This is a genomic window from Enterobacter sp. 3U4 (assembly GCF_057224565.1).
This window is the reverse complement of the sequence record NZ_CP136665.1, coordinates 652,371-671,716: the sequence shown is the minus strand read 5'-3', so window position 1 is coordinate 671,716 and position 19,346 is coordinate 652,371. Positions and strand designations below refer to the sequence as shown.

At 51.4% G+C, this 19,346-nt stretch carries 16 protein-coding genes; all 16 read right to left on the bottom strand.

What is annotated here, in order from left to right:
* Positions 1–29: 29 nt before the first annotated feature.
* A complete protein-coding gene (locus RVY89_RS03210) occupies positions 30–1,382 on the bottom strand; it encodes a VasL domain-containing protein (protein ID WP_484826884.1) in 1,353 nt (450 codons plus the stop codon).
* A 104-nt stretch (positions 1,383–1,486) separates the two neighbouring features.
* On the bottom strand, positions 1,487–1,957 hold the full coding sequence (locus tag RVY89_RS03205) for a hypothetical protein (RefSeq protein WP_484826883.1): 471 nt from the start codon (positions 1,955–1,957) through the stop codon (positions 1,487–1,489).
* Positions 1,958–1,971: 14 nt separating this feature from the next.
* A complete protein-coding gene (gene tssE, locus RVY89_RS03200) occupies positions 1,972–2,424 on the bottom strand; it encodes a type VI secretion system baseplate subunit TssE (protein ID WP_484826882.1) in 453 nt (150 codons plus the stop codon).
* Entirely contained in the window at positions 2,417–2,953 is a 537-nt protein-coding gene (tssJ, locus tag RVY89_RS03195) for a type VI secretion system lipoprotein TssJ (RefSeq protein ID WP_484826881.1), read from the bottom strand. Before tssJ ends, tssE begins: the two co-directional genes overlap by 8 nt.
* Positions 2,934–4,037, bottom strand: a complete 1,104-nt coding sequence (gene tssG / locus RVY89_RS03190) for a type VI secretion system baseplate subunit TssG (RefSeq protein ID WP_484826880.1) — start codon at positions 4,035–4,037, stop codon at positions 2,934–2,936. The genes tssJ and tssG overlap by 20 nt, the downstream gene beginning before the upstream one ends.
* Positions 3,992–5,755 carry a type VI secretion system baseplate subunit TssF gene (gene tssF, locus RVY89_RS03185; RefSeq protein ID WP_484826879.1) on the bottom strand — a complete coding sequence of 588 codons (1,764 nt, stop codon included), beginning with the start codon at positions 5,753–5,755 and terminating at the stop codon, positions 3,992–3,994. The genes tssG and tssF overlap by 46 nt, the downstream gene beginning before the upstream one ends.
* A 20-nt stretch (positions 5,756–5,775) precedes the next feature.
* Complete coding sequence (tssA, locus tag RVY89_RS03180; protein WP_484826878.1) at positions 5,776–7,371, bottom strand: type VI secretion system protein TssA; 1,596 nt, start codon at positions 7,369–7,371, stop codon at positions 5,776–5,778.
* Positions 7,371–10,790, bottom strand: coding sequence for an ImcF-related family protein (locus RVY89_RS03175; protein ID WP_484826877.1), 3,420 nt, complete (start codon positions 10,788–10,790; stop codon positions 7,371–7,373). Before RVY89_RS03175 ends, tssA begins: the two co-directional genes overlap by 1 nt.
* Positions 10,777–11,931 (bottom strand): hypothetical protein, encoded by a 1,155-nt coding sequence (locus RVY89_RS03170; protein WP_484826876.1) that lies wholly within the window; start codon positions 11,929–11,931, stop codon positions 10,777–10,779. The genes RVY89_RS03175 and RVY89_RS03170 overlap by 14 nt, the downstream gene beginning before the upstream one ends.
* Positions 11,932–11,934: 3 nt before the next feature.
* Positions 11,935–12,201, bottom strand: a complete 267-nt coding sequence (locus RVY89_RS03165) for a PAAR domain-containing protein (protein WP_484826875.1) — start codon at positions 12,199–12,201, stop codon at positions 11,935–11,937.
* A 53-nt stretch (positions 12,202–12,254) separates the two neighbouring features.
* On the bottom strand, positions 12,255–12,821 hold the full coding sequence (locus RVY89_RS03160; RefSeq protein ID WP_484826874.1) for a tetratricopeptide repeat protein: 567 nt from the start codon (positions 12,819–12,821) through the stop codon (positions 12,255–12,257).
* A gap of 78 nt (positions 12,822–12,899) precedes the next feature.
* Complete coding sequence (locus RVY89_RS03155) at positions 12,900–13,547, bottom strand: DUF2931 family protein (RefSeq protein ID WP_484826873.1); 648 nt, start codon at positions 13,545–13,547, stop codon at positions 12,900–12,902.
* A gap of 97 nt (positions 13,548–13,644) precedes the next feature.
* The gene (locus RVY89_RS03150) at positions 13,645–14,292 is read right to left on the bottom strand and encodes a DUF2931 family protein (protein ID WP_484827894.1); all 648 of its coding nucleotides are present in this window, start codon (positions 14,290–14,292) and stop codon (positions 13,645–13,647) included.
* A 97-nt stretch (positions 14,293–14,389) separates the two neighbouring features.
* The gene (locus RVY89_RS03145) at positions 14,390–15,037 is read right to left on the bottom strand and encodes a DUF2931 family protein (RefSeq protein WP_484826872.1); all 648 of its coding nucleotides are present in this window, start codon (positions 15,035–15,037) and stop codon (positions 14,390–14,392) included.
* On the bottom strand, positions 15,034–16,617 hold the full coding sequence (locus RVY89_RS03140) for a T6SS phospholipase effector Tle1-like catalytic domain-containing protein (RefSeq protein WP_484826871.1): 1,584 nt from the start codon (positions 16,615–16,617) through the stop codon (positions 15,034–15,036). Before RVY89_RS03140 ends, RVY89_RS03145 begins: the two co-directional genes overlap by 4 nt.
* Positions 16,614–19,139 carry a type VI secretion system Vgr family protein gene (locus RVY89_RS03135; RefSeq protein WP_484826870.1) on the bottom strand — a complete coding sequence of 842 codons (2,526 nt, stop codon included), beginning with the start codon at positions 19,137–19,139 and terminating at the stop codon, positions 16,614–16,616. The genes RVY89_RS03140 and RVY89_RS03135 overlap by 4 nt, the downstream gene beginning before the upstream one ends.
* Positions 19,140–19,346: the final 207 nt, after the last annotated feature.

The window sequence follows — 19,346 nt, the reverse complement described above, 5'->3', positions numbered from 1 at the left end:
CTTTGCCTTCAACGCTTTTTCAAGCACATTCACCTGTCCGCCGTCAGAATTCGCTGCGCAGAAGAATCCTGTTTTATTTGAGCGTAACGCGTTGCCAGCTGCCTGAGACGTAATTCCAACTGGGTCTTTTCGGCTTCAGGAAGCGTATCTCCTGCTGGATGCTGTGACAGGCGTCTGAGTTGCTCTTCGGCCGGTATTGTTTGGTTAAATGACTGTATGGTCGAAAAAACCACCGACTTAAGCTCACTCACCGTAATATATTTTCCTTTTTGCTCATCCAGACTACTCAGCCGGTGGCTCAGTTGCTGAAGCTTCATCATCCCCTGATACCAGCGGTTCATGGCCTCAACCGGCAACGCTGCCGCGTTAAATTTTTGCTGCCACTGCACGATGAGCGGCTTCGCTTCCTCCGGCCGCAATGTCTGGAGTTGCGCTAACAACTGAAGGCTGTAGGAAATATTCCAGTCAGGTGGCAGCTTATCCAGTCGGGCAAGCTGCTGCTGCGTTTCTGCGATAAACGTGGACGGTAAAGTCCCTCGCTGTGCTAACGCGTCTTGCTGAACAGGTGTAAGCGCTTCAGGTAAAGGTGCCAGCGAGGCAATAGCCTGCGTCGTTAAGGGATCGGGTCTGGACAGAAAGCCCCCTCCCCACGCCACGGCGACGCAGACCACCAGCATAGAACACATCCCGGCGACAAAGGGCTTCCATGGTCTGACAGACCCGTACGCTGTCGCACAATGCTCTGCATTCGGCTGCTTTTCCGGCTGCACAACATAAACCCATTTCACTTCATCATTCGGTTCTGCCCTCTCCTGAGGTAATTCGCCACCGGGCATCATGAGTGCATTCAGATCTGATGCATCATTACTGCCTTCAAGCCGTTCAGCATTTGAACGTATCAACCTTCGTAACGTATCGAACTGGCTAAGGTGTTTGAGCTCAAGGCGCTGGAGCACCGCACTCAGGCGGGTAAGCAACACTTCAGCGCTATAAAGCTCACTGAGATGGCTGTTGTTGAGTGGAAGCATACGCATGCGCTGCTGCAGTCGCTGGCTCAGGCCGGTAAGGATTTCCAGACGAGCGTGTAGCGTCTTCGGCCAGAAAACGTCCCACTGGTGGCTAATCAGGGCCTCCAGAATCGCCAGTCCTTCGTTCAGGCCAGCTATTCCAGACAGGTGGGTACGGGCAAGGGTGTACCCGGCCGCAGTCTGCAACTCCACACCGTTTTGTTCAAACAGAGAGAGACAGAGTCTTTCGACATATTGCCAGTTCACATCCGGGCGAGCAGGATGCGTCAGCTTGCTGAGTTCATCGCGGAGGGCGGCGTAATCTGGCAGCGCACGCGGGTCGCCGCCGGTTTTTAGCGTTATATGTGTGGTCATCCTGGAGGGCCTGCATATCCGTATCGGTTAATTTCGTTAGTTGATGTGAGGGGCTATTTTGCGATTTAAAAAGCAATGACTGATAAAAGGAATAAATGTCAGCGCTATGGCAGCAGCGCTAAAATCAGACCGAAGAAAATGCCTTCATCAAATAGTTGTCCTGACTGAGGCGACGTATCAGGGGGAGTAAAGATCCAGTCATTTACGCTCCCCACCCTCATGAAAAGGCGTCCTTGAGAAATCGCGCTGCACCCGGTAAAAAAAGTCACCTCAGCACAGCCTGCGACTCCCTGTCCATAAAGAAAGATCGGCATAAAGTTAACCGCCCGGCTGCCATAACGCAGAACGATCCCGGAAATATCAAAAGCCCCACTCTCCACCAGCAGATCCGGAACGGATACGCTCAGTGGCTCCACTTTCATTCCCGTATCCGTCAGCCACGCGTCCATTTCATCCTGAAGCTGAGCCATTCGCTGGCGAAACTCTGCAATATCAGCCTGACTCTTGCTGATTGCAGGAACAGGTACAGGTTGTCGCGCCTGCAACTTCTTCAGGAACTGTGATTTTACGGACATGATGTTATCGGGCCTTATATACGGAGAGTGGTGTCGAGATACTGCTGTTGCCTGAGATGCCTTAACAAAACCCGTCCTTCGGGCATAAATTCAGTCCCATAGCGCACCAGGCCAATCCCTTTAAGTTCAGCGTCAATGGCATAGCGCAGTTCGCCGGGGACGCTCTGTTCCAGCAGGACAACGGTTATTTTTTTCAGGCGTGGTTCATATTTGAGCAGGACGGCAGACAATGTGCCCATGAGCTCATGGGCCGTTCCCGGCATGCCCTGCAGGATTTTGGTCATATCGGGCAACCCATAGTCAGGCAGATGCGCCAGCGTGCCGGCACGACAGTTGAGGATACGCTGCATGTTATCCAGTACCGAGAGGATGACCTGATTTTCCTCACTGACCTGATGCAGATCGAGGCCGCCGGTGAAGTTGCCATAAAGTGTTTCATACAGTGAAGGACGGGATGACTCACTCATCTTTCAGCGCCTGCAGAGTCAGTCGATTGTTGCCCGCGTCAATAACCCGGGCCTTCTCCGGATCAAGCTCATCGCGGCTCAATACTACACGCCAGGTGTTGTTCTCCAGGTCCGGTGACATAAACATCCCGGCCACTGCCACGTACTGCGCATCTTTTTCCATTGGCATATCAACCGTGACCGCACCACCCGGCTGCAGCCTTATATCTTTCTGCGCCACGAGGTCTGCCTTGACGGCCTGGCTATCGTCTTTAAACAATGACGGGTAGTCCGTGCTGTCAAAGGTTTTGCGGTCTTTAAGCTGATAAATACGCACTACCGTCGACAGAGCTACACCTCCAGCATTGCTGTTCACGGCTTCACGGGCACGAATATCGAGATGCAGGTTCTTCACCTGCTTATAAAAAATCGATTTAGTCACGGCGACAGTGCCATCCGTAACACTCTGAGTAAGCCCACAGCCAGCCAGCATCAGCGTAAAGCCTGTAGCCAGCATAATCAGAGGAAATTTACCAGCGGTAATCGCCATCTTCATCAGTCTCCCTGCGGTGAATGTTTTCCTGTACGCGCTCGTAGCGGCCAAGATTGATGGTTATTGTTTTAGGATGTTTTGCGGTGTGCAGCGGATTCAACGGCCGCATAACAGCAGTGCGTCCCAGTTGCACCGCATCTGCTCTGGAGCTTGTGCTCATCGTCGCATCAGGCAACAGACTGCGGTCCACACATAGCTGAAGACGGACATCAAGCCGCGAGCCAAGATATACATGCAATAACGCCATCAGATCCGTGTAAAGCTCCCCGCCGGGCAACCAACCCTGCACTTCCACAGGGTCTGTGGTGGTCAGACGCATTAGTACCTGGCTGTTCACATCGGTGGCATAACTGCCCATAACCGGGCGATGCGTCAGCGTGACAGGCTGGCTAACGCTCATTTTCAAAGGTTTCTTAAGCGGTACCCGACGTCTGTCGTGGTGCCAGATTTTCGCCTGCGTGTTGGGCGCCAGAAGACGCACCAGTGAAGCCATGCCTTCCGCAGTGCGTCCTGGCAACAACATCACCGGCAGCAGCGCCAGAAAGCGTGAGGCGGGCGCCGCTATGCTGTCTGTGCAGCCGTCAATCCCGAGCCCAGCCAACCCCAGTAGATACTGTGAAGTTTTGTCCTTTCCGCCTTCTTCAAACGTTGCCGGATACGAATATTTACGCCAGATACGGTAGTACTGAGCAATCAGCCGGTGGTTGAAGATGTCGAGGAAGTCCGCGTTAGCTTCGTATCCTTCCCGTCGCTGGGTGATGTCATCGATATAATGCGTCGGCAGCGGAGACTCCACGCCGTAGAGCCCCATAAAGGTGGTACGGATAGTGGGTGGAAGGTGCGGATGTTCCGGTAGCTCTGCCCCTTTGATTTCAGAGGCCGGGAATCCCATCCCCGAATGGGGTCGGAAGCGTACCGGCTCATGTCTCACCTGCCAGGTGCTGCCGGTGACCGGTTTATCCGGCTGGCTCTGCTCCAGTAGATGACAGAAGCGGTAAAAGTTGATATGCGGCAGCCGGTTCCCCAACTGCGCTATCAGCCGGGCAGACGCGGACTGTGATTCTCTTTCCACCGGATGCATTTTCCTTCTGGCTGAACAATGAGGGTGAGCTGGTTAAACTGGTTCATATCGGCATACAAGGCAAAGAACCGGTTGAGCATTTCACCGAACAGGTAAATATCGCCCTCACCGGTGAAGCCGTTGCTGTCGAGAGTCACTTCGATATCCAGCCCCCGCAGCAGGTAGCCCTGTTCAAAGCGTTGCAGGCGGTGGTGCTCAACCTGCTGAATCGCCTCCAGACGCCGGGTGTTCATTTCATCTTCTTGCCAGTTATAAAGGGCAAGCGTGCCGCGCAGCACTTCGGCGGTACTCATCATATTCAGGAAACCGGATCCCAGGTGGCTCAGTACCCGCCAGTGGAAACGGTCTTCGGAAGGCGGATAGACTGGCAGCGTTGGTTTGCAGAGGTTGCGTACTGAAAGTTGTGTACTGACCACCTGCTCACAGCGGTCAAGCAGCGTACTCTGTAGTGCACGGCGCGGCAGCTGGCCGTTGGTGCCGGTGATTTGCAGCGAGACAGCTTCACGCTCAAACAGGCGGTCCTCTTCCCACTGGTGCCCACCAAGGATGAGCCAGGTGTCATAAAGCCCGGTCACGCTGCGCTTCACGCGGGTGTGGTAGTAACGGGGTGGTGCATGACGGCGCATCATCCCGCCCTTGTGCCTGAAGCTGCTGAACGGTACATACTCCGCGTCATTGGTGCGGTTTGAGCCAGTGACTGAATCCACCGAATAAATCTCGGTATGTCCGTCCTGAAGACGTTTTGGACGCAGCAGGTATTCGCTTTCAAGCCCGGTAATGGTGAGCGGGTCAGCTTCCAGTGTGAACAGGTTAATCACTGGCACGCAGTGCAGACGAACCGCGTCATCGGTGAGCGGCAGCTCTGATGGCCATGGTGTGCTGAACACCACTTCAATATCAAAATACTCGGCCCCCGCTGGAGGCGTGATGCCCTCAAGGCCGTTAAGGTGGACAAACATAAACTTGTCGCGGAAGGTGAAATACTCCAGCAGAAGCTGGTAGCCGCTGAACGCGGTATCGCCTTTCGGCCACAGGCTGTCTTCCTCCGCAAAACCACCCGGCGAGAAATACCCGTCGAGGCGAATACGGTCGGTCTGCCCGGGCAGACGCATATACAGGGCAGCCTGTCGTTTGGTCAGCATCAGATGCAGCTGGCTGCTGACCGGGGCATCCGCCCCGAGATACAAACTGAGGTGGCTGAGATCAGCATGGGACCAGTCCGCCTGGGTGCTGCAGGCAAAACGCATCCGCAGCAGCGAGCGCCCGTCCGGCTCAGTGGTCATAATCACCCGAGAGATATTCAGCGGGTTGAGCATCACATCGCGGGTTGTGCGGTAACGGCAGACCGTGTTTTTCGGCCCGACCGTGCGGGAGTAAACTTCCAGACCCGCGGGTATCACTTCTGCCATTTTAACGGTCTGAAGCGCAGGCGTGAACGCCACCACTGAGAGTGACGGAACGGTCTGCAGGTAATGGGGCCAGAGCATACTAACCAGCCCTTCGGTCAGCTCCGGCAGGTCGTCGTCAATCTTTTCGCGCAGCCGCCCCATTGAGAAGGCAAACCCTTCAAACAGGCGTTCAACATACGGATCGGGGGTACCGGCTTTATCAAGGTCGAGCATCGCTGCTCGATCTTGATGGGTTTGAGCAAATTCTTTCGCAGCTTCACGAAGGTAGCGCATTTCTGCGTCGTAATAACGCAGGGTCAAATCTTCCATTTATTTCAGTTCCTGTGGATTTAACCGCAAAGCACGGCAGCACGGGCGGGATCGACGGCGATCAGCCCGGCAAGTAACTGGTCCATTACTGGCGTAAGGCGGGCTTTATCAGCCTCACTGCGACCGGCTTTCAGGCGCAGGAGTTTCAGATGGCGGGCCTGTACCTCGAACAACAGCTCAGGCTCCCAGTCACTGAGGGTCACTACACGGGCACGCTCACCCAGCTCCGCGAACAGGTGCACCGCCAGCTCATTTTTGCCGTACTGCTCAGCAATGCGCCCCATCAGCAGACGCAGAAGCCACTTCTGACGATCGGTGGTCACACCCGGGCGTTTCTGTAGCCAGACCAGCGCAGTTTCCGGGCCTTCACTGTCCGCCATCGCCACGGCTTCTGGCTCCAGCATCAGAATGTCGTCGTTACCGGCGGTGGCCAGGGCTGATGGCGTATCGTTGTCCCACCCACCAGTGGTATCAAGCACGCTCTGCTGGATCCAATTCAGCGTTACTTCATCCGCAAATGGCGTTCCGTCACTGAACGCCAGCGTTTCCAGACCGGACAGACGGGTGAGCAACCCTCTCAGGTCAGCGGCAATAATGCCAGCCAGAGTGTCCTGACCTGATTTCGTCAGGGCCTGGTGGATGTACCACTGCAAATCCAGCCACAGGTGATTAGCACCGCGAGAAAAAGTGCTATCTGCCGTTTCCAGCATCTCTACCCAGTTCTGCTGCAGATAGAGGCGTTTAAGCAACGCGCGCTGGTCTGCTCTTGGCGGTTCGATGCGGGTACGGCCCTCCGCATCCGGGGCCGGAATGGCCCGCAGGGTGTCGTGACGCAGGCTCTTCATCAGATGGTGCGCTGACAGCCAGCCATCTGGTTGCTCACGCAGGTATTCGGTGAGGGTGCGGGCCTGGGCCAGCAAATCCTGACCGGACGTGATACGTCCGATGACCGGGGCATCGAAGTGGCTGGCAGTCGCTGGGGGTTCGCAAGCACTGGCGTTCTGCGGAACAACCGCATCCACACCACCCGCTTTCTGCAAGCGGCTTTCAAGAGCACCATACAGAGTATTGAGTTCCGGTCGAATTTCATCCGGCTCATTTTCCGTCATTTGCTCTATCAGTAGCAGTGCCCCGGTGGTACGTATCGCATCGATCCTGACCACTTCGGGGTACAGGGAAAGAGAGTCAGTCATTCGCGATCCCGCAAGCCATTCCAGTGCCGCCTTACGGCTGCGCTCACGCTGTGGATGCAGTTGTGTACCAAAGCGCTCTAGCAGGCCGCACAGCAGTTCAAGTCCTTCAGCGAGCCCCTGCTCACCTTCGCGGTGCAACTTTGCCCAGCAGTAGTAGGTGGCCACACGGATATCTTTGGCGGTCGTGGTCAGAAGCTTCTCTGCAAGCTGGCAGATAAGTTCGGTATCTGCACCTGAGAGTTTGTTGACCTCCTCGCGCATCTGCTGAAAGTCATCGTCATAACCAGGGTCGTCACCCTGAGGTGATAGACCGGACAGCGGTTGCAGCCAGCTGTCCCAGAGCGCCACCCGCTCACGTGTGGCCGCAAGCAGTGGTTCCTGCTCAGCCTGGCAGGCGCTGAGTAAGGCATTGAGCGTGCTCATCAATATACGTCCTCTGTATCATTTCCTGTGCTGTCTATCTGGTCTGATGCTGCCACAACTGTCATGTTGAAAATGGTCTCCGGCAGGCGGAAATTACGCAGTTTCAGGAGCGCCAGCGGCCCCTCGCCGGCTTCGGTACGCAGGGTGTAATTGAGCGTGCGACCGTCCTGTGCCTTCCAGCTCAGGCTGTAGCTGCTGCCCACACCCGGGTACGCACTGACCGCAGCCTTATCGAGCAGGCGGATCCAGCCCCAGGCACCCGGGATATCGGCGTACTGGCGGGTGCCTGCCTGCGTGCTAATCCAGCTCAGGTTCGCACCCGGAGCCTCAGTATCCGCAGGCCAGGTGAAGCGCTTCCAGGCTGGCATCTGGTTAACGTATACCAGCTTCAAGCCGTCGATAATCATGGTGGTCTGCATCACGCCATCGGCAGTACCTGGACGTAGTTCGAAGTTCATCCCGGCGTTGCCTTCGGTGAAGGCAACATCCGAGATATGACTCAGGGTGTTGATGGCGTTGAGGAACGCCGGATTAAACGCCAGCCCCTGCGAGTTGATGCTGTCCGGCACCCAGTGATTGCCCTCTTTGTGCAACACGCCTTTGAGGCGGGTCTGCAGGAACTGAGCGATACGCCCGGAATCCGCGTTGAGATATTTGGCTAGCAGAGGCAAGGAGACATCACTACTGGAATTGTTAAACGGATAGCGTCCACCAAAGGCACTGTTCCACTCAGCCACTACCGCCTGTTGCCACTGGGCATTGAGACTGTCGGCAGCCGGGGTTAGCACCTGCTGCCAGGCCTGTTCCATCGGACTCACAAAAACCGAACGACCAAAACCGCTCCACTCCTGCCCCAGACCTGCCGTAATCAGACTGCCGTAGTCACGGGTTTCAGTGAGGTCCACGGCTTTACCCTGAAATACGGTCTGGGCAATGGTCTGAGTCATTGCCTGAGGGTCGGCAGCATTAGTCACCTGTTGCAGACGCAGACGCACCTGCGTCACCCGGGTCAGGTATGACTGCAGGCTCAGCACCTGCGCACCGGTATTGCTTTTATCCATCAGTGCCAGTACCGGACCAAAGGTTGCATCCAGCGGACCTTGAACGCTGGCACTCTGGTCAATGGCATCTTTGTTGTCACCACCGAGCAGATTCTTTGCTGATTTTACCAGGGAATCCGAAATGGCTTCGCCAGTCTGACCTGTACGCCCCTGCACATTCAGGGTATTCATCAGCGCCACCAGAGGTGACTGACGAACATCGGCCATCAGGGTCAACTGGTCAATGGAATCCGACAGCGTCGCGGCCTGATTCCAGCGCAGGCTGTTGAGGAATTCCAGCCAGGCCCCGCCAAAATCAGCGAAATAGCGTTCCGTCAGGCGTTTTTTCAGCGCTTCCGGCGAGGTCTCGTCCTGTTTATTCACCTGACGCTTGCTGTCCGTGAGCACCCAGTCGAGCTCGTCCCGGCGTGCCTTCACCACCTTTTCTATAGCGGGCTGCACGGCCTGCTCCCAGGCCTGGCGGGTGAACACTCCTGGTACGATTTCGTTGGTGCCAAACAGACGGGCGGCATCACTATCCCCAGTCATGTCTTCAAGTCGCATATCGACATACAGATGTGCCACCTGTGAAAGCATTTTCTGGTACAGGGTCGATTCGCTATTACGCACGCCCATCAGGCGAACCAGCAGGGAACGCGCCTGGCTGACCATGTTTTCATCAGCTCGCAGTTTCCACTCAGGATGTGTGACCAACTGTGCGCCATAAAATGACAGCAGCGAAGGGGACAGCCCCTGCCAGATACCGTCCTTCACACCGTCACGCCTCGGCCAGTCCCACAACAGCGCAGAGCTGAACCAGGCGGAATCCATATGTTCCGGGCGCGCCAGCATCAGGTAAAGCTTGAGTTGGTCATAGGTGTTTTTTGCCATCTGCTCGCGCAGCGGACTATCCGCAGGCAGCGCGTTAAAGGCACTGATCTGCTTCTGCAGATGGTCTGCGGCCGCATCGCGCAACAGCGGCAACGCGCTGTCCTGATAGCGTGGCCAGAGTGCCGCCAGCAGCGCATTGTTCTGGCTCAGCCCGGCCCGTTCGTACCACGGCACGCCATGCTCTGAACGGTATTGCAGACGGGCCAGCGTTTTCTGGAGTTCAGACAGCGCGTGCAGACGCTGCTCCAGGGGCTGATTCTTTCTGGCGGCAAGTGTGGCCTGGGCATTCGCACCAGCAATCTGGCTGCAGTTGATGACATATGCGATGCTCATCCACATAGCCCAGCTCACCATCGTGAGCACAGCAGCAGATGCCATTACCTTGCGCCATGGAATACCAGGCTTGCGAGGACGCAGCCCGGCAGGAAGCGTCCGGACTGATTCAGGCAGAACATCCCAGCGCTTATCCATGCCCCAGTGGTGCGGCACGGCACGTTCGGCACCATTAGAGGGCTGACTGAACACCACACCAGCCAGCGGCAGCGGGCGATACGGATTGAGCATCACCGACAGCGGTGCGGTCACGCTCTCCGGCTCACAAATGAGCTGATCGGCAAGCTTCAGCAGGAAGTTATGTTTCACTTCACCGCAGGTCTGCTGCAGGCCCTGTGATATCAAATCTGGCGTCAGGGCGGAAAGTTGTTCTGCCAGCCCTTCGGTACGACAACCGGCAGGCAACAGACAGCCGGTCGCCTGCGTAATGCGACCTTCCGGCTTACCGGCACGCGGGTGCAGGGACCAGACATACAGCGGGAGCTTCCAGCCAAGCGCTTCCATACGTGCGCTGATGGCGTGAGACAGGAAATCCATGGTGCTTTCAGACGGTACCGGCAGCGGCGGCTCCAGCCATGGTGCTGAGAGCTGGTCAAAGGCCGAGGTGACCCACACCATGCCATCCACCGGACGACGGCGCAGTTTGCGCAGCGCGGTCAGCCAGGCACTGTCCGCTGGCGTATTGAGGTCACCGCCCCACAGCAACAGTATGCCGTGGTCTTCCTGCCAGAGCTGGCCCGTAAGACCCGGAGTCAACTGCTCCACCTCAGATATGGTCCCAGTGACCAGCAGAATGCGTGTTTTACGTCCCCAGCGCCGACCGTAGAGGTTACGCATGGCGTCACGGATTGTGTCGACGGTGACGTTACGGGGGGCAGTCTGCTCAACACGCCCCTCATCGACGGGCAGAACATTTTTGCGTTTTGCCTGGAAGCGATGCCAGCCCTGTTTAATGGCAAGCGTAATGGTTTTGCCATGGCGCAACAGCATCAATAAAATCAGGGCACCGGCAAAGACTAATCCTTTATGTAACGGAGTATGCAGCCCCATTTGATCGCCAAAGTGCCAGATGCCCCAGGCAATTCCGCCTGCTAAAAGCGCTGAGAAGCCCAGCCTTCCCCAGCCTCCGCGCCATGCTGAATCACCCGTGATCATCGTTTCGGCTCCCTGTTTGCACTGTATTAATAAATTTCTGCTCACCATCTGTAGAAAGCATCAGACAGTATGCTTTTTGTATGTTCACGATATCGCTGGCGACTGCTGCCATTATCCATGGAGAAAAGGGGCCGCTGAGCCCGGCATATTTCTCAAGCCAGTGGAGTTGTTCAGGTTTCCAGTGACCGCCATAATCCTGTGTCGCTGCGAGCAAATCAGAAAAAGCCTTACCCCATTCCACTCTGTCGCCGACAATACTGGCGGTGGCACAGGCCTGAGTTTGTGTTGAGAAAAATGTACCCAGCGATTTTTCTGAAATCGCCATATCAAAAGCCATTGGCCGCAAAAGACGGGCATTAAGCGAAAGATTATATTTTGTAGCGACATCATCGGAGGTCAACAACAGGGTTGCGAGTGCATCACTGTACGCGTCCCGTCCCCGTGTCTGGTAAATAAGGATTAAATCCACTTCCAGCGTTGGTGATTTAATTCGCTCATCCAGTGAGAGGAAGGTCTTTGAAGTAAGAATCGTCAACTGTGGAACAGGGAGATCCAGAATAGCTGCCTGCCAGGCCTGCATAAATGCATCCTGCAATACCTGTATGTCATCGTAGAAATCTGTCAGTAGCGTGACAGCGGGTACCAAATCTAAAGGCAACTTTGCCAGCACAGGACTTAACCCGGTCAACAGAACTGAAAAATGTGTCTCATGATCTTGCAGACAAATTCGTCGGGTCAGAGATGTGCTCTGCTCCAGCGTTGGCGGGGCTGCAATAAAATTTTGCGGTGTCAGATTTGCAGGGAGCATTACACCGCTGTGTAACACTGCGATATTGCGTCCTGACCACTCCATCCACTGTTGTTGCGCATACTCTGCCTCGTTGGTTTCAAATTCGTGTCTGTCAAAAGCATTGTTATAGATCCAGCCACGCAGACACAAAAAGAAAAACCAGACAACTGCAGGGCATGCGGTGACAGCCCAAATATTAAAGGTTTGAAGTGGCCCTGCCAGTTTATTGGCATGCAGGACAAACAGCAGTACACAACCGACCAGAGCGAAAAACCCCAACATCATCCACAGGATGAATGACGGTTCTTCAGGCTTAGTCGATATTGTTGATTTCTGACGCTCCCAGCTCATTACTTATCCTATTACACAATCCGGTGCACTGGAGATCACCTGACAACCACACTCACAGTGGCAATCATCCACAACCACGGCTTTGCCATCAGAGGTCCATTCAGGCGAACCTTCAATAATGGCATTAATGCCATGCCCCACTATTGGGCAACTGACCTTATCACCCACGAGGGCAACATTTTTTCCATTTACTACCATTGTTGATGAGGCAGAAATGACCTGGCCGCCATGCGTGGTTTTATCACCAATCAATACAAAACCTTTAGACATACGAATCTCCCTTTTTCGTTTCCTGATATTCATTTCTTTATGCAGGTAAAACATTATTTCTCTATATTAATTTCTTTTAACTTATCGCACGCATTAGAATCACCTGCAGAGCAGCTTTTTTGGAATAGTGGGATGGCCTTACTTCTATTTACAGCAATTCCTTTACCATCAAAATACATCGTACCTAAATGATACATGGCTGAAGGCTCGTCTTGATTAACTGCAAGCTCGAGAAAATTTTTGGCTTTATCATAATCCACAGCAACGCCCTTACCATTAAGGTATGCGTAACCTAAATACATCTGAGCTTTAGCGTTGTTGTTTTTCGCAGCCTTCTCATACCAATAATTGGCCTTTTCGTAACTCTGAGAGGTTTCTTCGCCAGAATAATACATGTCACCTAAATCGACCTGAGCATCCGTATTTCCCAGTTCAGCAGCAACCTGATAGAGTTCAAATGCTTTTTTCATATCCTTAGGAACACCCATGCCCAAACGATAAACATTAGCCATTGAGTTTGCATCGTCGGATTGAGTTGTTGATGTTGGGTCTATAGTGATAGTTTCAGAAAAACACAAAGCGGAGATAAAAAACAACATTAATACGTAAAATGGTTTCATAAAAACACCCTTCACAAAAGCATGATAGATCATTAATGGTTAATGATTCTCATCATTACAAATTACTATTTACAACGATTACCAATTACCATAAGGGTATGTCTTATCTTTGATAAAATCAGGAGTATCTCCATAGTAAACATACCCATCAGGATGCCCTGTCACCCCTTTACACATATCAAGGTCTTTACCTGAAACAGTCGTTATTTTTGTTTCATTTAGTGGGATGTCCGAATGACCATATTGTCTCAACCAGACTCGTACTTTTCCCTCAGGTGCCAAACCTATCAGCATCGTCTGTCTGTATGCATCTTTCCCAGGTTCTAAAACATCAGGATAAGGGCTAATCATTTTAGCCCATGTATCATGCGTAAAAAATAAAGTTGACTGATATGTTTTTTTATCAATGATTGAGTCCCAACAAAATATCATTATCTGTGGTAACCTGTCGGCTTTATTAAACTGGGTGTTCCCCGCAGAGTTACGTTCACTCCATTTTCCGACACTGATTCCACGCGGCTGATCAATAGTCCGATATGTAGACGCATATCCATCAACATCCAACAGTTTTAACAATGTAACCTGTGCTGGTAAAGCTTTTGGTGTGGTAAAGGCAAAGTACCATTTGTCCCAGGGGGTTTTAAGACTGTTAGGTTGTTCACTGGCACAGGCGTTAGCAAAACCCACAAGTAATAAAACCGAAGTTATTCTGGCGATAGTTTCCATGATTTCCCTCACTGCATATTTCAGACAACGCGCCCCCAACCGAGGCTTGAATGATTCGCGGATATTTAGCGCACTACCATCTTTTAAAGAAGTTGGTTCACCATGAACCATAAGGATATTTTTTACCCTTGATGAACTCTTTGGTTGTATTACTATACCCATAGGAAAAATCACTTCCCGTTACCCCCTTACACATATCAAGGTCTTTACCGGAAACTGTCGTTATTTTTGTATCAATTAATGGGATATCCGAATGGCCATATTGTCTCAACCAGACCCGTACTTTTCCTTCCGGCGCTAATCCTATTAACATCGTTTGCCGATATGCATTTTCCCCAGGTTCTAAGACATCAGGATAAGAGGTTGTCATCTTATTCCAAGCATCCTGAGTAAAGAATAAAGTGGACTGATAAACCTTTTTATCAATGATTGAGTCCCAACAAAATATCATTATCTGTGGCAACCTGTCGGCTTTATTAAACTGGGTGTTCCCCGCAGAGTTACGTTCACTCCATTTACCTACACTGATCCCTTGCGGCTGATCGATAGTCCGATATGTCGATGCATAACCATCAACATCCAACAGTTTTAACAATGTAACCTGTGCTGGTAGAGCTTTTGGTGTAGTAAAGGCAAAGTACCATTTGTCCCACGGGGTTTTAAAACTGTTAGGTTGTTCACTGGCACAGGCGTTAGCAAAACCCACAAGTAATAAAACCGAAGTTATTCTGGTGATAGTTTCCATGATTTCCCTCACTGCATATTTCAGACAACGCACCCCCAACCGAGGCTTGAATGATTCGCGGATATTTAGCGCACTACCATCTTTTAAAGATGTTGGTTCACCATGAGCCATAAGGGTATTCTTTACCATTTATAAATTTCTTAATACTCTCGCTATATTCATAGCCATTAGGAAAGTTCGTTTCACCTTTGCACATGTCAAGGTCTTTACCTGAAACAGTCGTTATTTTTGTATCATTTAATGGGATGTCCGAATGACCATATTGTCTCAACCAAACCCGTACTATCCCTTCCGGGGCCAACCCTATCAGCATCGTCTGCCGGTATGCATCTTTCCCAGGTTCTAAAACATCAGGATAAGGGTTAATCATTTTAGCCCATGCATCATGCGTAAAAAATAAAGTTGACTGATATATTTTCTTGTCAATAATTGAATCCCAGCAGAATATCATTATTTGCGGAAGCCTTTTGGCTTTATTAAACTGTGTATTCCCTGCAGAGTTACGTTCACTCCATTTACCTACACTGATCCCTTGTGGCTGATCGATAGTCCGATATGTCGATGCATAACCATCGACATCCAACAGTTTTAACAATGTAACCTGTGCTGGTAAAGCTTTTGGCGTAGTAAAAGCGAAATACCACTTGTCCCAGGGCGATTTGAGGCTGTTAGATTTCTCACTAGCACAGGCACTAACAGAGCCCAAAAGAAATAAAATCGAAATAATTCTGGCGATTGATTTCATGATTTCCCTCCCTGCATATTCCAGACAGCTCGAAGCCAACCCGGATTTGGACGATTGATATAAAAAAGCAAATCAGATGATTTCACTGCCCCGTAGATGGTTTTCACTTTATTCCCATCCAGCCAGACATCTTTTACAACCACAGGGTTCCAGTGAGCGGAGCAGTGAATATATTTGCCAATTAACTGTAATTCTGGTGAGATAAAAGGCGTCGGCACACCACCATTTCTCACAGCCTTACCCTGGTCAATTGCTTTTTGACACAAAGCTTCGAGCTCAGGCGGTAAAGAGAAATTCTCATCCTTGGGGAGGATCTCATTAAATAAGCCTCCAGCCTCCTGAGCCGCATCCAGCATCACCCGTAAACTAACTTTACTCCAGTCATTAGTCACTACCCTCTCAATAGTGACTGCCGCACCTACACGTTTTTGTGTGATGCCACCACGTTTTTTATCCTCGTTAACAAGATAGTCGTACCAGGTTTCTGTTTTTACTTCACCACTCGGAATTATCGCACTTAACGCTGGCAGGCTCTTTAAGTCAGGTATTTCAGCCGCTGAACGCCGGTAGATATCGGTCACTTCAGGAGGGATACTCTCACTGACAGTTTCATTTTGGGGCTCGGTCAGAAAAAGATACTCCTTTTCCTTTGGATTATAGCCACCGCCGATATCGGAATGTGCTCCCGGCAAAGCCAGTTCCGGCCAGGATTCCTTAATACTGTTCAGGCTGAAGTTGTATCGGCACTCATGCATTGCCGTTATCTGAAAGACTTTCTGTGCAATATCTGGAGGCAGGCCCAGCTCAACTCCGGGGTTCACACCACTATGAACATCAAATAGATTACTGACTGTACCTACGGCGCAAACGGTATCAAATAACCCCAGAAAGCGGGTTTCACCTGCAGGTTTCCCATGCTGATTTCGACCACCAAGCCCTTTCGTTATGGCCTGCTGTATAGCTTTATCGTTATTTCTTACACGGTTAACAAAGTGGCGAGCCGCCGCCGCACCGCGACTAAATCCAAAAACATCAAACTGGATTTTCTCAATTGCAAAATTTTGCCCTTGGTTAAGAACCAGAAATTTCGAAATTTGTTCAGAAATAAGGCTGACGCCTTCATCTGTTTTTTCAACGACACCATAAAACCAACTGCCTGTCCCCATACTTATCGAGCTATCGCTACTACCTTTATCGGTACCGATCCCCTGTACATAGACTGCTCGTTGATAAACTGTTTGTCCCTCAATCACTTCGTCATTTGTGGCGTAAAGCGTATTAAGCCAGTGGATGTTAGAATAATAGCCAATATAACTCCCCGCATTATCAAGATTTTTCCCTAGCTTTTTGGCGCAGGCTTCAGCGTCTTCTGGCTTCATTCCAACGTCAAGATGAGAACAGGACTCCAGGATGCGATTCTGGGTATTAAACGCATTATTCCCTGTACCATCAAAAAACATCCCGATCGTGATAGTTATTCCCGGAACGGGTTTTCGTTTGCAGACAACTATTTTCTCGGAAATATTAACATCAGTGAAATGCTCGCACTCACTGGCTTCCCATGCATGGTAATCGGTCATGATTTATTGCTCTCTGCAGTTGAGTTACCAGTTCCAAGTATTTCAATATTGATTTTACCCGGCATTGAAGTATAAATTGGCAGTGTTTTGCCATTTTCATCTGAAATCCCATGGAATACCTGCCCATCTGCTGTCGTCACTTTATATTCAGTATTAGGAATGATGTTCCCACTTTCATCATTGAGAGCATAAACACCTCCATAACCTTTAGGGAATTCATGTGGAGGTGAACTTACAGTTGCTGGTCCCATTTTCTGAACATTGGCACATTTCAACAGGATATTGCCTCCACAGCCCAGAATAATATTCTTACCCTGCAGCTGGATGAACGACCCATCAAGATTTTTCAGCACGACATCTTTCGCAGCCGTGATTTCTACCCGTCCATCGGTGCTGGTTACGGTCACATCCTTTTTGGCTATCGCATCAAGCGCATCATCCTGAGCCTGAATTTCTACTTTTCCCTTAGCAGCAAAAAGTTTCATTCCGGCCTTTCGGGCCAGCATACTCACGGCTTCACCTGCTGCTACAGTAAATCGTTTAAGTGCGCTAATGTCTGTATTCTGTTGCGACATGATCCCAACGCTGGCACTACCCGACGCCATGCGAACCGCCTGTGGGCTGGTGATGCTCACGCCTTCTGGTGCATTCAACACCATTCCTGGCTGCACCAGATCTTTGAGGGCATCACTCAACTTCACCTGGCTCTGAATATCAGCGGGTAGCGCCTGTGCGGTTTCAGCGGCATCTGACATGCTTCGGGCAATACTCAGGGCATTCTCAAGCTGGGCAATCGCCTCCTGCATGGATAGCATCTTGTCCCCGGCAAACGGTTGTTTATCTGCTGTGATAAACACCCCGGCACCGCCCCGGATGGAAACATACCGATCGGTACGCAACTCCGCACCCTCACCGCGCAGTTCGCGGGAAGCATCCACGTTGTGACCTAAATTGAGCTGCGTCTTACCCCCGTACTCCGTGCTGAGCTTGATATGCTCCTCACCCCGCTTGTCCTCCATCCTCAGCTTGTTCAGGCCAGCTGTGCGGATAACATTGCGCGTGCTGTTGGCCTCAGTGACGTGGTCGACGTGGCGAGAGTCGTGAAGGGCATGGGCTATATACGGCCTGTCCGGGTCACCTTCGTGGAACGCAATGGCAACTTCAGTGCCCTGGATCAGCGGGAAGTGGAATCCGTATTTGTCCCCACCGTAAGGCTTGGCAAACCGCACCGGCATACTTTCCATGCCCTGGCGTTTATCGTCGCGGTCGGCATCGAACTTCACCCGGTACATGCCGGATGCATCCTGCCAGGCGTAGATGTCGTTATCTTTGGCACTGGTCACACGCGCTATCAGGGTGCCGCTGACCACCGGACGCTTTTTCGCGGCTGGACGCCAGCAGCGGTTCTCGTAGTACGGCATCGCTACCCATGTCACTTTCAAGGCATTCTTACGGCTGCCGTAGTAGCCAGTGCGAATAACAACAACACCATTCTCCGTTTCCCGGGGCAGCGTTGGCGGAATAGCCGTTTCCGTGATAGTCAATACCTGTGCCGGACCCAGGGTGTGGTCTGTACTGCTTCCGGTCACTGTAGTCTGGGCGGACAAAAAACGTTCATGCTCCAGACGAGCCCAGAAGTTACCGGTTTCGGTTGCAGGGGTAATTTTGTCACCCCGCTCGAGGTGACGCGGACGATAGTGATACACATCACCATAAGTGATACCGTCACCGTCGCCCCGGGTCATGTCTGCCGGGACGGACGTCAGAATATTCTGCGCTTCGCGATGGTTATAGTCGCTGGCGGTGACCGAACGTTCCACCACGTTGTACCAGACGTGGATATCCCACACCGAGTCAACGGCATTGTCATTGGTGCCCGAAGGGCTGTTAAGCGGCAGTTTTTTACCGAATGTCCAGGCACTCTGCTTATCCGCAAAGTGCACCACTTCAGTCTGGGTATCCGGTTGCAGGGTGAAGAAGTAAAAAATCCCTACCTCAGCCAGCAGACGTTCGATAAACGCGAGGTCACTTTCCTGGTACTGATTTATCTGTTCCCGTTTTGGGTAGGTTTGTTTAAGCTTGAATTCATATTCCCACCCCTTCAAACCATGCTCGCCAAGAATTTGCTCTACCACTTCCGGCACTGATTTGTTGACGAAGAAACGGTGAGTACGAAACTGCTTATCCAGTAAGGATATAAAAGGTTCCAGAATAATTTCATACGTAACCTGATCGCGTGAACCGGCCAGGCGTCGGAAATTTGTCACCACACCATGAACAATTTTACCGACAACAGAATCTAATAATTTCCCCACCCCCATGCTCAGCGTAGCGGTTTTACTTAACATCATTTCAGCCGTAAGATCCGGATGTGAACTGGTAAAACGAATGGTGTAATGATAGAGAGCACTCATTTGTTCTAAACCATCAAAACGTTCCACATCCAATGGATAAGGGCAGGAAGGAATATCCAGTTTATAGCGATTAAGGATACCCTCTGTCATTTTAAATATATTTTCCATTTCTATGATTCCTGTCCTGGGTTAGAGTGATATTAAATAGAACCAAACTCAACAAATATGATGAATACTATCTATAATGCTCCCATTCATCATAAATATATTTCAAGGCGAGTTTATAAAGTCCATAACCTATGAGAAAGGCTACTATACCTGCCCCACCTAGAATAAAGCGATAAGGATTGGTTGAAAAAAAGAAACAGTAGAAAG

Bases quoted from the DNA above. Each gene is read 5' to 3' on its own strand.
- RVY89_RS03210 (WP_484826884.1), bottom strand. From the start codon at position 1,382: ATGACCACACATATAACGCTAAAAACCGGCGGCGACCCGCGTGCGCTG.
- RVY89_RS03205 (WP_484826883.1), bottom strand. From the start codon at position 1,957: ATGTCCGTAAAATCACAGTTCCTGAAGAAGTTGCAGGCGCGACAACCT.
- tssE (WP_484826882.1), bottom strand. From the start codon at position 2,424: ATGAGTGAGTCATCCCGTCCTTCACTGTATGAAACACTTTATGGCAAC.
- tssJ (WP_484826881.1), bottom strand. From the start codon at position 2,953: ATGGCGATTACCGCTGGTAAATTTCCTCTGATTATGCTGGCTACAGGC.
- tssG (WP_484826880.1), bottom strand. From the start codon at position 4,037: ATGCATCCGGTGGAAAGAGAATCACAGTCCGCGTCTGCCCGGCTGATA.
- tssF (WP_484826879.1), bottom strand. From the start codon at position 5,755: ATGGAAGATTTGACCCTGCGTTATTACGACGCAGAAATGCGCTACCTT.
- tssA (WP_484826878.1), bottom strand. From the start codon at position 7,371: ATGAGCACGCTCAATGCCTTACTCAGCGCCTGCCAGGCTGAGCAGGAA.
- RVY89_RS03175 (WP_484826877.1), bottom strand. From the start codon at position 10,790: ATGATCACGGGTGATTCAGCATGGCGCGGAGGCTGGGGAAGGCTGGGC.
- RVY89_RS03170 (WP_484826876.1), bottom strand. From the start codon at position 11,931: ATGAGCTGGGAGCGTCAGAAATCAACAATATCGACTAAGCCTGAAGAA.
- RVY89_RS03165 (WP_484826875.1), bottom strand. From the start codon at position 12,201: ATGTCTAAAGGTTTTGTATTGATTGGTGATAAAACCACGCATGGCGGC.
- RVY89_RS03160 (WP_484826874.1), bottom strand. From the start codon at position 12,821: ATGAAACCATTTTACGTATTAATGTTGTTTTTTATCTCCGCTTTGTGT.
- RVY89_RS03155 (WP_484826873.1), bottom strand. From the start codon at position 13,547: ATGGAAACTATCGCCAGAATAACTTCGGTTTTATTACTTGTGGGTTTT.
- RVY89_RS03150 (WP_484827894.1), bottom strand. From the start codon at position 14,292: ATGGAAACTATCACCAGAATAACTTCGGTTTTATTACTTGTGGGTTTT.
- RVY89_RS03145 (WP_484826872.1), bottom strand. From the start codon at position 15,037: ATGAAATCAATCGCCAGAATTATTTCGATTTTATTTCTTTTGGGCTCT.
- RVY89_RS03140 (WP_484826871.1), bottom strand. From the start codon at position 16,617: ATGACCGATTACCATGCATGGGAAGCCAGTGAGTGCGAGCATTTCACT.
- RVY89_RS03135 (WP_484826870.1), bottom strand. From the start codon at position 19,139: ATGGAAAATATATTTAAAATGACAGAGGGTATCCTTAATCGCTATAAA.